At 67.7% G+C, this 12,805-nt stretch carries 12 protein-coding genes; 7 read left to right on the top strand and 5 right to left on the bottom strand.

Features of this window, described 5'->3' with window-relative positions; translation table 11 throughout:
- Positions 1-79 precede the first annotated feature (79 nt).
- Complete coding sequence (locus tag ABDV69_RS11015) at positions 80-1,282, bottom strand: protein kinase (protein ID WP_343574118.1); 1,203 nt, start codon at positions 1,280-1,282, stop codon at positions 80-82.
- 90 nt (positions 1,283-1,372) lie between these two features.
- Here ABDV69_RS11015 and ABDV69_RS11010 point away from each other — a divergent pair, with 90 nt between their 5' ends.
- Positions 1,373-1,777, top strand: a complete 405-nt coding sequence (locus ABDV69_RS11010; protein ID WP_343574116.1) for an Rv2175c family DNA-binding protein — start codon at positions 1,373-1,375, stop codon at positions 1,775-1,777.
- On the opposite strand, the gene ABDV69_RS11005 is transcribed toward ABDV69_RS11010, so the two are convergent.
- Complete coding sequence (locus tag ABDV69_RS11005) at positions 1,764-3,224, bottom strand: alpha-(1->6)-mannopyranosyltransferase A (RefSeq protein WP_343574158.1); 1,461 nt, start codon at positions 3,222-3,224, stop codon at positions 1,764-1,766. The two genes, ABDV69_RS11010 and ABDV69_RS11005, sit on opposite strands and share 14 nt — an antisense overlap.
- Before the next feature lie 62 nt (positions 3,225-3,286).
- Positions 3,287-4,366: a bifunctional (2E,6E)-farnesyl/geranyl diphosphate synthase gene (gene idsA2 / locus ABDV69_RS11000; protein WP_343574157.1), complete on the bottom strand. Its 1,080-nt coding sequence runs from the start codon at positions 4,364-4,366 to the stop codon at positions 3,287-3,289.
- A gap of 222 nt (positions 4,367-4,588) precedes the next feature.
- Between idsA2 and ABDV69_RS10995 the strand changes: the two genes are divergently transcribed.
- Positions 4,589-5,479: a mycobacterial-type methylenetetrahydrofolate reductase gene (locus ABDV69_RS10995; RefSeq protein WP_343574114.1), complete on the top strand. Its 891-nt coding sequence runs from the start codon at positions 4,589-4,591 to the stop codon at positions 5,477-5,479.
- A 10-nt stretch (positions 5,480-5,489) separates the two neighbouring features.
- On the opposite strand, the gene ABDV69_RS10990 is transcribed toward ABDV69_RS10995, so the two are convergent.
- Both ABDV69_RS10990 and ABDV69_RS10985 read right to left on the bottom strand, forming a co-directional pair.
- Positions 5,490-6,113 (bottom strand): DUF3153 domain-containing protein, encoded by a 624-nt coding sequence (locus ABDV69_RS10990; protein ID WP_343574154.1) that lies wholly within the window; start codon positions 6,111-6,113, stop codon positions 5,490-5,492.
- A gap of 136 nt (positions 6,114-6,249) precedes the next feature.
- A complete protein-coding gene (locus ABDV69_RS10985; RefSeq protein WP_343574111.1) occupies positions 6,250-6,849 on the bottom strand; it encodes an N-acetyltransferase in 600 nt (199 codons plus the stop codon).
- A 216-nt stretch (positions 6,850-7,065) separates the two neighbouring features.
- Here ABDV69_RS10985 and ABDV69_RS10980 point away from each other — a divergent pair, with 216 nt between their 5' ends.
- The 5 genes from ABDV69_RS10980 (at position 7,066) to ABDV69_RS10960 (ending at position 12,636) form a co-directional block, all read left to right on the top strand.
- Complete coding sequence (locus ABDV69_RS10980) at positions 7,066-7,470, top strand: DUF3040 domain-containing protein (protein WP_343574108.1); 405 nt, start codon at positions 7,066-7,068, stop codon at positions 7,468-7,470.
- A gap of 562 nt (positions 7,471-8,032) precedes the next feature.
- Positions 8,033-8,464 carry a division/cell wall cluster transcriptional repressor MraZ gene (gene mraZ, locus ABDV69_RS10975; protein ID WP_343574106.1) on the top strand — a complete coding sequence of 144 codons (432 nt, stop codon included), beginning with the start codon at positions 8,033-8,035 and terminating at the stop codon, positions 8,462-8,464.
- A gap of 163 nt (positions 8,465-8,627) precedes the next feature.
- The gene (gene rsmH, locus ABDV69_RS10970) at positions 8,628-9,641 is read left to right on the top strand and encodes a 16S rRNA (cytosine(1402)-N(4))-methyltransferase RsmH (RefSeq protein ID WP_343574105.1); all 1,014 of its coding nucleotides are present in this window, start codon (positions 8,628-8,630) and stop codon (positions 9,639-9,641) included.
- Positions 9,638-10,732 (top strand): hypothetical protein, encoded by a 1,095-nt coding sequence (locus ABDV69_RS10965; protein ID WP_343574103.1) that lies wholly within the window; start codon positions 9,638-9,640, stop codon positions 10,730-10,732. Before rsmH ends, ABDV69_RS10965 begins: the two co-directional genes overlap by 4 nt.
- Positions 10,729-12,636 carry a penicillin-binding protein 2 gene (locus ABDV69_RS10960; protein ID WP_343574101.1) on the top strand — a complete coding sequence of 636 codons (1,908 nt, stop codon included), beginning with the start codon at positions 10,729-10,731 and terminating at the stop codon, positions 12,634-12,636. The genes ABDV69_RS10965 and ABDV69_RS10960 overlap by 4 nt, the downstream gene beginning before the upstream one ends.
- The last annotated feature ends 169 nt before the right edge of the window (positions 12,637-12,805 follow it).

Here is a 12,805-nt window from a genome sequence, read left to right as displayed (position 1 = left end):
TGCGCGACTGAAAGGTAGCGCAGCAGGCTCCGCGTATGACGGGGCGGAGATGCTGCGCGACTGAAAGGTAGCGCAGCGACTAGAGCAGCCCGCTGACATTGCTGCCGACGGTCCAGGCCGCGGCGGTGGCCATCCCGGTGATCGACAACACGATCGCTATCCAGATCAGCATCACGCGTCGGGAGCGCTCGCGTTCGAAGGCGAACTCGATCAGGTCGATGCCGGCGAATTGTTGTGCTGCCGAGGGAGATTCGGCGGGTACGTCCCGCGGATCCCGGGTCAGTTGACGGGTCGGCCGATGCACCGGCGGCCGCGCCGCCGGTGGCTGGCGCAGATCCGTGGTGCGGTTCTGGTCCTCGGTGAGCCGGCTGCCGTGCGCCGCGGCCGAGCGACGTTGCGCCGAGTTGCGCGGCGTGGGCACCCGAAAGTCGGGCAACCGCAGCGTGTCGGCGATCGCGTCCAACTCCGCGCCCATCTCCTGGGCGTCGGCGTAGCGGCCGGCCGGGTCGCGCGCGGTGGCGCGCTCGACGAGTTCGTCGAATTGCGCGGGCACTCCGCTGATCACACTGCCCGGCGGCGGCACGTCGGTGTCCAGCCGCTGATAGGCGACCGACAAGGACGTGTCGCCGGAGAACGGGGTCTGGCCGGTCAGCAGCTCGTATGCGACGATCCCCACCGCGTAGACGTCGCTGCGCGGGCTGGCGTTTCCGTCTTTCACCTGCTCGGGGGAGAGGTAGGCTACGGTGCCGAGAATGACGCTGGTGGACGTGCTTCCGGCCTCGGCGACGGCGCGCACCAACCCGAAGTCGACGATTTTGACCTCGCCCGCCTCGGAGATCAACACGTTCTCGGGTTTGACGTCGCGATGCACCAGACCGGCGCGATGCGCGGCCGCCAGCCCGCCCAACACCGGTCGCAGTACCGCGGCGACCGCATGCGGCGGCATCGGCCCGCGCTCGGCCAGCAGCTCGCGCAGCGTGCCACCCTCGACGAGTTCCATCACCAGGAAGGGGTGCCGGGCATCCAGGCCCTGGTCGTATACCGCGACCAGCCCCGGATCCTTCAGCCGGGCCACGCTGCGAGCCTCCAGCTGGAAACGGGTCAGAAACTGCGCATCGCCGGCGTACCGGGAGTCCATCACCTTGAGCGCGACCGGGCGGTCCAGCCGGGTGTCGAGGCCGCGATAGACCGTCGACGTACCGCCGGTGGCGATCTTGGTCGCAACGCGATAGCGCCCGTCGAGCAATGTGCCCTCGAGGTCGTCGCTCGGCGCTGCAGTCACGCGCCCATCGTAGGTGGCGGCCGGCGCTGCACCCGAGACCTTTACGCCGCGAGCCTGAACGAGCGTTGCGCGCCGCCGTACACTACGTCGGTGAGCAGGATTCCGGCCGGGGACGACGTTCTCGACCCCGACGAACCGACCTACGATCTCCGCAACGTCGCCGACTTGCTCGGCGTGCCGGTGACGAAAGTGCAGCAGCATCTCAAAGAGGGCCACCTGGTCGCGGTGCGGCGTGCCGGTGACCTGGTGATCCCGCAGGTCTTCTTCACCAGCAACGGCGAAGTGGTCAAGACTCTGCCCGGGCTGCTGATGGTCCTGCGCGACGGCGGCTACCAGGACACCGAGATCGTCCGCTGGCTGTTCACACCGGATCCCTCGCTGACGGTGACGCGGGACGGCTCGCGCGACGCGCTCGACAACGCCCGCCCGGTCGACGCGTTGCACGCACACCAGGCGCGTGAGGTGCTGCGCCGCGCGCAGGCTATGGCGTACTGACCTCCGGTGCTTGCGGGCGATCCATCGTCTTCCAGACGACCAACGCCACCGTCGTCGCCAGCAGGACCTGCGGCCACGAGTACATCCCATGGGCCCCATCGGGTTTGAAGATGACCATGATCCATGTCGAGAACGCCGCGATCGACGCGACCGCGCGGCGTGACTGGGCCAGCGGGGCCACCACTGCCAGCGGCCAGGAGTAATACCAGGGCAGCGCGGCGGGCGCGAACAACACCACGACCAGCATCACCCAGGCGATGCCGGTGAGCGCCTCGCGGTCGTCGTGGCGGAACCGCCACCACAACAGCGGCAGTGCCAGCGCGATGATCGCGATCCCGATCGCACGGGTGACCTGCAGTATCGCGTAGAAATCCACCGGGAAGAACAATCCGCCCACGGCGTGAACCAGATTCGCCGCCGCCGTCGGAATGCTCAGCCAGTTGATGATCTTCACCGAGCCGGCCAATGCGGTCAGCCAGCCGAGTCCCACTCCGGCCACTCCGGAGAGCACGGCGAACACCACGACGACAATCGCCACCGACGCAACCGACGCCGTCGAGAAGGCCCGCAGCGGCCGGTATTCGCGACGGTCACGCAGATGGCGCATCCACACCCAGACCATGAACGGCAGCGCGAGTCCGGCCGTGGCCTTGACGGCCATCCCCACAGCGATCACGGCAATGCCGGCGATGTGACGTCGCTCGAAGGTCAGCGCGATACCGGCGGCCATCAGGCCCACCATCAACATCTCGTTGTGCACACCACCCATCAGATGGATGATCACCAGCGGATTGAGCACGCAGATCCACAGCGCGATTGGCGCCTTGGCGCCGACATGCCGGGCGGTCCGCGGCGTCGCCCACACCAGCAGTGCCAGCCCGGGCAGCATGCACAACCGCAGCAGCATCGTCCCGGCGATCACGTGGTTGCCGACCAGCATCGTCACCAACCGGGCGATCAAGATGAACGCCGGACCGTAGGGTGCGGTGGTGATGGTCCAGATCGGACTGACGTTGTCCAGCAATGGATTCGGGTTTTCGATCGGTCCCACCGCGTAGGGATCCAGTCCGTCGCGCAGCAGCGCGCCCTGAGCCAGATACGAATAGGTGTCGCGGCTGAACAGGGGCACCGACAACAGCAGTGGGGCCAGCCAGAACGCGGCGCTGGCGACCATGACGTATCCGCTCGCGTCGCCGGCCAACGCGCGTCGGCCCAGCCACAGCCACGCGCTCAGCATCAGCGTCACGCCGATCCACAGCAGCACCGACGACAGCACCAGACCATGCCCGTAGCGCAGCCAGGACAGGTGCAGCGACTCCAAGAGCGGATCGTGCTGTTTGGTGCTACCGGCGCCCGAGCCTCCGACGGTGATGAGAGCCGCACCCAGAAAGCCCAGTAGGGCGGGCCGGCCCTCGGCGGCGGCGGCGAATGCCGGTAGCCGTGACAGCGCTCGGGGCGCAGCAGTGGCCGAGGAAGAGGCCGGGGCAGACGTCGGAACTGACACGGCCGTCAGGCCGACCGGTTGGCGGCGAGGTCGGCGAGGTCGGCGAGCCCGACCTTGGCCGCCGCGCGGATGGGTGCGTCGGCGAGCTGATCCAGTGCACGACGGGTCAGCGTCGCGATGTGATGCTCGACCGCGGCCAGCGCACCGACCTGTTCGATGACGTCGCACAGCTCGCGCACCTGGGTGTCGCTCAAGTTTGTGCCGACCGAGGCGCGTAACAGCTTGGCGGCGGCCGGATCTGATGCGTCGCCCAACTCCAGTGCGGTCGCCAGCAACACGGTCCGCTTGCCGGAGCGCAGGTCGTCGCCGGACGGCTTGCCGGTCACGGCGGGGTCGCCGAACACCCCCAGCACGTCGTCGCGCAGCTGAAAGGCCACCCCGAGCCGGTTGCCGACCTCGTGGAACAGCGTGTGGACGTCCGGCCGGTCGGCCGCGGCGGCGGCCCCCAACTGCAGCGGTCGCGACACCGTGTACGAGGCGGTCTTGTAGGTATTGACGGCCATCGCCGAGGCAATCGACTCGGCGGCACTGGACTCGGCCACGATGTCGAGATACTGCCCGCCGAGCACCTCGGTGCGAATGTCGGCCCAGACCCGACGCACTCGGTTGCGGGCGCCGAACGGTAGTTCGACTGCGGCGACGATGTCGTCGGCCCACGCCAGCGCCAGATCCCCGAGCAGGATCGCCGCCGACAGCCCGAATTGGTCGGCCGATCCCCGCCACCCGCGGTCGCGATGCAACGCGGCGAACTGGATGTGCGTGGTCGGTCGCCCCCGGCGCGTCGCCGAGTTGTCGATCACGTCGTCGTGCACCAGCGCCGAGGCGTGCAGCAGTTCCAGCGCGGCGAACAACAGCAGCGCGTGCTCGTCGGCGTCGTCGTCGCAGACCGCCCGCCAGCCCCAGTACGCGAAGACCGGGCGCAGCCGCTTGCCACCGCCGAGAACGAAATCCTCCAAGCCGGCCATCAGCGCGTCGTACTGGGCTCCGATGTGCGCGGCCTCGCCGCGGCGGCCGCGCAGATACCTGCGCAACTGATCGGTGACGGCGTCGGCCGGCTCGACGGTTGCCGCAGCTTCAGCGCTCAGCTCGACACCTCTTCTGCGTCCCTGGTGATCATGGCCCGCCAATTCTATTCGGGGTTGCGCTGTGCAGCGGGTTTTGCCCGCCAAACGTCGCTGGGTGGGTGCTTCGACATCCTCACTATGCTGTCGGGGTGCACGGGCTGTCGGGGTGCACGGCCCGACCTGGGGTTCGCGGCAGCTGTCCGCAGAGCCGGGGGAACCAGTCGTTGAATGAGGAGCAGCTCGTTGACTTTAAACACCGTCGCGGTTGAGTTGGTGCCGCCGAACCTCGATCGCGGCAAGGAGCAGGCTCTCGAAGACGCCCACAAAGTGGTGGCGCTGGCGGCGAAATTCGGGATCGACGGCCGGATCGGGCACGTGATGATGCCCGGCTTGATCGAAGAAGACGACGACCGGCCGATCGAGATGAAGCCGAAGCTCGACGTGCTGGACTTCTGGTCGACGATCAAGCCCGAGTTGCCCGGCGTGCGCGGATTGTGCAGTCAGGTCACGGCTTTCTCCGACGAGCCGACCCTGCGTCGACGGCTCGGTGACCTGATCGGTGCGGGCATCGACGGCATCGTGTTCGTCGGCGTGCCGCGCACGATGGCCGACGGTGAGGGCTCCGGCGTCGCGCCGACCGACGCGCTGTCGATCTATCAAGGGCTGGTGCACAATCGGGGCGTCATTCTCATTCCCACCCGCGAGGGTGAGACGGGCCGGCTGAACTTCAAGTGCGACCAGGGCGCGACGTTCGCGCAGACGCAGTTGCTGTATTCCGATGCGATCGTGGGTTTTTTGACTGACTTCGCCAAGACGACCGACCACCGGCCGGAGATTCTGCTGGGGTTCGGGTTCGTGCCGAAGCTCGAGGAGAAGATCGGCTTCATCAACTGGCTGATCCAGGATCCGGGCAACCCCGCCGTCGCCCGGGAGCAGGCGTTCGTCACGAAGCTGGCGAATACCGAGCCGGTGCAACGGCGCGCGCTGCTCCTCGATCTGTACAAGCGGGTGATCGACGGCGTCGCCGATTTGGGTTATCCGCTGAGCCTGCACCTGGAAGCCACCTACGGCAATTCCGCGCCGGCGTTCGAGACCTTCGCCGAGATGCTGGCTTACTGGTCGCCCACGGCCTGAGCTCGGCCGATCAGCTGGACGCCGGGTCGCTTGGTTCGGCGATCTTGGGTGACTGGTCACGGGTGTACCAGGCCAGGCCGCCCACGATGGCGGCCACCGCGAGCGAGGCCAACGCCAGCCACAGCGCCGCACCCTGGAACGAGCGGGTACTCGGATCGGTGTAGCGCGCCTGGGCGCTGAGTATGCTGACCACGCCGGGCTTCAGTTTCCACTGCACGGTCTGCGCGTCGACGCGATCGCCGTTGGTGGAGCTTACCGGCCCCGGGAAAGCGACGGAGAACTCCACGTCGGCATCGGGATCGTTCAGCGACGTCAGATCGGCACGTCCTTCCAGGATCACCAGGTCGCCGGCTCTGCGCAGCGACAGGTTGACTCCCTGTGCGTCGGAGTTCATCCGCGCCAGCTCCGGCAGTTCGGCGAAGGTCAGGTCGGAGAAGGTGGCTTGCGATCCCACGTAGCCGTCACGGTCGTACTTGGACACCGCCACTTTCTGGCCGAACGCCAGATTGGGATCCAGCTGCGGGCCGGTGTCTTTCTCGCTGCGAGGCTTGGACGCCGCAATGATGTCGCCGGACACCAGGTCTTCGGGGGAGATGGTGATCGACGCTTTGATCCGCACGCACCCGGCGAGCATGGGTATCACCAGCAGCAGCAACGCCCATGTCGTGAGGCGGCGGCCGGTCCGCCGCGCTCCGAAACCTCGGGACGAGAAATCTCTACCGCTGGCGCGCACCAGGTCATCGTGCCAGACTGCGATGGCCGCGGTGCCACTACAGCGGCAGCTTGCGCCCCAGAATCGCGAATGCCCTTGGGTCACCGGTGAAGTGGTAGCCGCGGATCACGTCGATGAAGCCCAGTCGCCGGTACAGCCGCCACGCCCGGTTGGCTTCGCCGTTGGTCTCCGGCGTCGACAGCAGTACGTTGGCTTCGCTGCGTTCGGAGAGCAGCCGGCGGGCCAGCGCTTCACCGAGGCCGCGACCCTGCGCCCGGGGAGCGATGTGCAACTCGGTCAGCTCGAAATAGCTGGCCATCAGCGTGGCGATCTCGGGGTCGGGGTAGCCGCTGCGCTGCAACCCCGCGACGACCTGCTGCTGCCACCACTGGTCGGGCGCGCCGCAGTAGCCGTAGGCCACGCCCAGCAGGGGTGCGTCGCTCAGTTCGTCCGACGACGGCTCGGGTCCGGCCGGATTGTCGACGTCGACTGCTGCGACGGACTGCCAGCCGCGTCGCCGGGTGTGCTCGAGCCACATCGCGGCGCGCTGGTTCTCGGTGCCGGGCGGATAGTTCATGGCATCGACGTAGACACCCAAGGCCTCGGAGAGCCGCCGCTGCATGTCCTGCGCCGGCAGGTTGATGAGGAATGTCACCAACGTGCGATCTCCTCCTCTCCTCGTCCAGTGCGATGCGCCGTCCCATTATCGGGCGCGGCGGCAGCGCACCGTCCGCCGGCTGCCGCGATTACAATCAGCGGGCGAAGCGGTGGTAACGCGCAGATTGACCTCGTATCATTCTCTTTAGTTGTCGCCGCAGCGGGCGTAAGCGTGCTATCGGTATTACCGTGACAGGATTTCGGCAAGGAGGGACGAATGCCACTCTCCGATCATGAGCAGCGGATGCTCGACCAGATCGAGAGCGCTCTCTATGCCGAGGACCCCAAGTTCGCCTCGAGCGTGCGCGGCGGCGGATTGCGCGCCCCGACGGCGCGGCGACGTCTGCAGGGTGCGGCGTTGTTTGTGCTGGGGCTTGCGATGCTGGTTTGCGGCGTGGCGATCAGGGCCACCATGCTCGGGACATTCCCGATCTTGTCCGTGCTGGGCTTTGTCGTGATGTTCGGCGGGGTCGTGTTTGCCGTCACTGGTCCGCGGCTCGCCGGCCGCGGAGAGCGTTCCGGACCGTCGTCAGCGGCAGCGCGTCAGCGCCGCAACAAGGGTGCCGGCGGATCGTTCACCAGCCGCATGGAAGACCGGTTCCGCCGCCGCTTCGAGGATTAGCCCGCGGAGACGCACAAAAGGGCATCCCGCGGTTGCCCATTTCTGTGCCCCACCTTGTCCATACGGTCTTGTCGAGAGCGCTTGGTGGGCATCGAGTGTGCATCCCTGGCGGACCGGTGCGTCGAGTGTGCGTCTGGGGCGACGACACGCCGACGAGACCCAACCCTGGGTGCACGCTCAAATCCATAGCCGCACAGTCGATCCTGTAGAAGCACAATCGACGGCGAATGACCGCTGGCCGACCCGTGGCGGCGAACGAAAGTGGAATCGAACAGCCCGCGCCACAGCGCAACGAGTACCGCTGGGTGATTGTCGACCGAAGCAGGTGACTTTGCACCTTGCGTCGCGCGCATCCCCCACTGCGCCCCACCATCGATAGAAGACCCAGCTCAGCCCTACTTTTGCTGAGCCTTGTGGGTGCTGGCGGCACTCGCTCTGGTCGCCTTAGTGGCCGAGAACCTGCAGAAACGACACCAATCGGTGACATCTGTGTCGTTAAATGGAGCGAAGTGGGGGGAGGTGGGGTATGGTGGCGGAAGTCGAAAGGCATGGAGGTGGCCAGATGTTTCTCGGCACCTACACGCCAAAACTCGACGACAAAGGGCGACTCACGTTGCCGGCCAAGTTCCGCGACGCACTGGCAGGGGGGTTGATGGTCACCAAGGGTCAGGACCACAGCCTCGCCGTCTACCCGCGCGCTGCGTTCGAGGAAGTCGCCCGCAAAGCCAGTCAGACATCGCGCAGCAACCCGGAGGCGCGAGCGTTCTTGCGCAACTTGGCCGCCGGCACCGACGAACAGCATCCCGACGCGCAAGGTCGGATCACGTTGTCGGCCGACCACCGGCGCTATGCGGGCCTTTCCAAGGACTGCGTTGTCATCGGATCGATTGAGTATCTAGAGATCTGGGACGCCGTGGCCTGGCAGCAGTACCAAGAGACCCACGAAGAGAACTTCTCCGCAGCCAGCGATGAAGCACTCGGCGACATTATCTAAGGCGCGTGCCCGTGCAACGTGGCCTCTGCCCGAACCGACCCTGACGTACTTCCCCAACGCCAGGTTCGTGCCATCGGACAGGGACCTCGATGCAGCGGCCCGCTCTGTCGCCCGAACGGACGCGCCCGTCGCCCAACACTTCTCACGTCGGGAAGGTGCTCTGATGGCTCAGGCCACTGGCGGTTTCGGCCATCTGCCCGTGCTGCTCGACCGCTGCTTCGAACTGCTGCGCCCCGCCTTGACCCGCCACCACGCCGACGGATCCGCCGCGGTACTCGTCGACGGAACCGTCGGCGCCGGCGGGCACGCCGAGCGCTTCCTCACCGAATTACCCGGACTGCGCCTGATCGGTGTGGACCGCGACCCGACAGCTCTGGACATCGTCCGGAGTCGACTCGCCCGGTTCGCAGACCGGCTCACGCTGGTGCACACCCGCTACGACGGCATCGAGGATGCGCTCGTCGAATCAGGTTATGGACCAACCGAATCCGTCGATGGCATACTCTTCGATCTGGGTGTTTCGTCGATGCAACTCGATCGCGCCGAGCGGGGCTTCTCCTACGCCCAGGATGCGCCGCTGGACATGCGGATGGACCCGACGTCGCAGCTGACCGCCGCCGAGATCCTCAACACCTACGACGAGGCCGCGCTGAGCGAGATTTTGCGTCGCTACGGCGAGGAGAAGTTGGCCCGTCGCATCGCGACGCACATCGTCCGGCGCCGCGCCCGCTCACCGTTGCGCTCCACCGCCGAGCTGGTCGAGGTTATCTACCAAGCGGTTCCGGCCCCGGCTCGGCGGACCGGGGGACACCCGGCCAAGCGCACATTCCAGGCTCTGCGTATCGCGGTCAACAGCGAATTGGATGCGTTGCGCGATGCCCTGCCCGCCGCGCTCGGTGCCCTCGCTGTCGACGGGCGCATCGTGGTGATGGCGTACCAGTCGCTGGAAGACCGCATCGTCAAGCGGGTGTTCGCCCGGGCGACTTCGTCGAGCACGCCGTCGGGCCTGCCGGTCGAACTGCCAGGGCATGCGCCGCGATTCACGTCGCTCACCCGCGGTGCTGAACGCGCTGACGACGCGGAAGTGGAGCAGAACCCGCGCAGCGCGGCGGTGCGATTGCGTGCGATCCAACGGGTGCAATCCGAATCTGACGCAGCGAGGAAGGCAGGGTCATGAGAGCCAAGCGCAACGCGCAACCGCCTCGCACCGGCGATCGGCGGCGCGGCCCGGCGAAAGCTTCCCGGGTGGCCGACCCGGCACCGGCTCGGCGCGGCCGTCCTCGCCCGGGAACGTCAACCGCGCCGGCCCGCGAACCGCGCACGTCGCGGTCCGCGCCACAGACCTCGCCGGTCGCGCGGCCGGTCGATCGACCGGTCCGCGCAAAGAGCGCCACCCAGGCCAAGGCTCGTGCCAAGGCGCGCAAAGCCAAGGCGCCAAAGGTCATTCAGCCGCCGCTGCGCGAGCGTTTGCTCAATCGGCTGGCGTCGATCGAGCTGCGGCCGCAAACGTTGATTGCCAAGGTCCCGTTCGTGGTGCTCGTCATCGGTTCGTTGGGTGCCGGACTCGCCCTCACGCTGTGGCTGTCCACTGATGCCGCTGAGCGGTCCTATCAACTCGGCAGTGCCCGCCAACGCACCGAATTGCTGCAGCAGGAAAAAGAAGCGCTCGAGCGCGACGTGCAGCAGGCGCAGTCCGCGCCGGCGTTGGCCGAGGCGGCCCGCGGCCTGGGCATGATCCCGACCCGCGACACCGCACATCTGGTGCAGGATCCCGCCGGTAACTGGGTGGTCGTCGGCACGCCGAAGCCCGCGCAGGGGGTTCCGCCGCCACCTTTGAACAGCAAGCTCCCCGACGAGTCGGCGGTGGCACCGCAGGCTCCGCCGGCCAATGCGCTCGAGGTGCCCGTCCGCGTGCTGCCCGGTAACGGCGCGCCAGCGGTGCCGCTGGCGCCGGGCCCTGACGCGATGGTCCGCACGCCCGACGGCGCGACCACGCTCGGTCCTGCGCATCTGCCGTCGCCGGATGGCCCGCTTCCGATGCCCGGTGCGGGACCGGCGCCGGTGCCGGGACTACCCGTCGTTCCGGGTGTCCCGATCACGCCGCCACCGGCCGTCGCGCCCGCGCCGCCAGCCGGTCCGCCGCTGCCACCGGCCGCCTCGACGCCGGCCGACCTGCCGGGTATGCCGCACCACCCCGGTCCCGCCGGGCCGCTCGTGGGTGAGCAGTTCGGCCCGCTGACGGTGACGACGCCGGGGCCGGGCCGATGAATCGGCCGAGCCAGTCCCGCCAGACACGTCAGGCCAAGGCCGGCGCACCTGATCGCTCAGCGCGCGCCCGTCGTACCCGCCAGGCGGTCGAGTTCGGAAGTCGCGGCGCGTCATTCGTCTTCCGCCACCGGGTCGGCAACGGCGTCATTTTCCTCGCGCTGCTGATCGCCGGCGCCCAGCTGTTCTACCTGCAGGTCCCCAAAGCCGCCGGCCTGCGCGCCGAGGCTGCCAGCCAACTCAAGGTCACCGACGTCGAAAAAGCGGTCCGCGGCAGCATCGTCGACCGCAACAACAATCAGCTGGCCTTCACGATCGAGGCCCGCGCTCTGACCTTTCAGCCCAAGCGCATCCTCAAGCAGTTGACCGAGGCCAAGCAGAAGAACGCGAAAGCGCCCGACCCGCAACGGCGGTTGAACGAGATCGCCAAGGACGTGGCGGCGCGGCTGAACAACAAGCCGGACAAAGCGACCATCCTGAAGAAGCTGCGCAGCGACGAGTCGTTCGTCTACCTGGCCCGCGCCGTCGACCCGGCCATCGCTACCGCGATCACCAGAAAATTTCCCGAGGTCGGTGCCGAATGCCAGGATCTACGTCAGTATCCAGGCGGATCGCTGGCCGCCAACATCGTCGGCGGAATCGACTGGGACGGGCACGGTCTGCTCGGTCTGGAAGATTCCATGGACGCCGAGCTTGCCGGCACCGACGGCTCGGTCACCTATGACCGCGGGTCCGACGGCGTGGTGATCCCCGGCAGCTACCGCAACCAGCACCGGGCGGTCAACGGCGAGACGATTCAGCTGACCATCGACGACGACATCCAGTTCTACGTCCAGCAGCAGGTGCAGCAGGCCAAGAATCTGTCGGGCGCCCGCAACGTCTCGGCGGTCGTGTTGGACGCCAAGACCGGCGAAGTGCTCGCCATGTCGAACGACAACACCTTCGACCCGTCCCAGGACCTCGGACGCCAAGGCGACAAGCAGTTGGGCAATCCGGCGGTGTCCTCGCCGTTCGAGCCCGGTTCGGTGAACAAGATCATCACCGCCTCCTCGGTGATCGAATACGGGCTGTCCAACCCTGACGAGGTACTGCAGGTTCCGGGTTCGATCGACATGGGCGGGGTCACCATCCACGACGCCTGGGGGCACGGCGTCGCGCCCTACACGACCACCGGGGTGTTCGGGAAGTCGTCCAACGTCGGAACGCTGATGCTGGCCCAACGTGTTGGGCCGCAACGATTTTACGACATGGTCGAGAAGTTCGGCCTGGGTCAGCGCACCGGGGTCGGGCTGCCCGGTGAGAGCGCAGGTCTGGTGCCGCCGATAGGGCAGTGGTCGGGCAGCTCGTTTTCGAACCTGCCGATCGGGCAGGGCCTTTCGATGACCCTGCTGCAGATGGCCGGCATGTATCAGGCGATCGCGAACGACGGCGTGCGGATGCCGCCGCGGATCGTCAAGTCCACCGTCAACGCCGACGGTTCGCGCACAGACGAACCCCGCCCCGACGGGGTTCGGGTGGTGTCGCCGGAGACCGCGCGCACCGTGCGCAACATGCTGCGCGCCGTCGTGCAGCGCGACCCGACGGGCGTGCAGCAGGGCACCGGGCCGGCCGCGGCGGTGGAGGGCTACCAGATCGCCGGTAAGACCGGCACCGCGCAGCAGATCAACCCGGCGTGCGGCTGCTACTACGACAACGTGTACTGGGTCACTTTCGCGGGCATGGCAACCGTCGACGACCCGCGCTATGTCATCGGCATCATGATGGACAACCCGGCGCGCAACGCCGACGGCACGCCGGGCCACTCGGCGGCCCCGTTGTTCCACAGCATCGCGGGCTGGCTGCTGCAGCGCGGCAATGTCGCGCTGTCACCGGATCCGGGTCCGCCGCTGACGCTGCAGGCGGGTTGATGTCAGCGGGTGCGGTACGCCGGGTGTTGGTACGCGCCGGGCGCAGGCCGTCGTAGCCGGCCAGCACGAGATTGGCCGCCTCGGCTGTGTTCAGCCCTGGATGGTTGCGCACCAGGTCCGCGCCCCCGTGAGTGCCCTGGGGGTGGCCGTACCACGGTTGCCGGGGTCC

The sequence above is a fragment of the Mycobacterium sp. genome (assembly GCF_039583785.1).
Taxonomy (GTDB): domain Bacteria; phylum Actinomycetota; class Actinomycetes; order Mycobacteriales; family Mycobacteriaceae; genus Mycobacterium.
Note: the sequence above shows the minus strand (reverse complement) of the source record. Positions and strands in the feature narration are given on the sequence as shown.

What these genes read in the sequence shown, in the direction of transcription:
- ABDV69_RS10990 (WP_343574154.1), bottom strand. Translation starts at nt 6,113, where the DNA reads ATGCTCGCCGGGTGCGTGCGGATCAAAGCGTCGATCACCATCTCCCCC.
- ABDV69_RS10980 (WP_343574108.1), top strand. Translation starts at nt 7,066, where the DNA reads ATGCCACTCTCCGATCATGAGCAGCGGATGCTCGACCAGATCGAGAGC.
- mraZ (WP_343574106.1), top strand. Translation starts at nt 8,033, where the DNA reads ATGTTTCTCGGCACCTACACGCCAAAACTCGACGACAAAGGGCGACTC.
- rsmH (WP_343574105.1), top strand. Translation starts at nt 8,628, where the DNA reads ATGGCTCAGGCCACTGGCGGTTTCGGCCATCTGCCCGTGCTGCTCGAC.
- ABDV69_RS10965 (WP_343574103.1), top strand. Translation starts at nt 9,638, where the DNA reads ATGAGAGCCAAGCGCAACGCGCAACCGCCTCGCACCGGCGATCGGCGG.
- ABDV69_RS10960 (WP_343574101.1), top strand. Translation starts at nt 10,729, where the DNA reads ATGAATCGGCCGAGCCAGTCCCGCCAGACACGTCAGGCCAAGGCCGGC.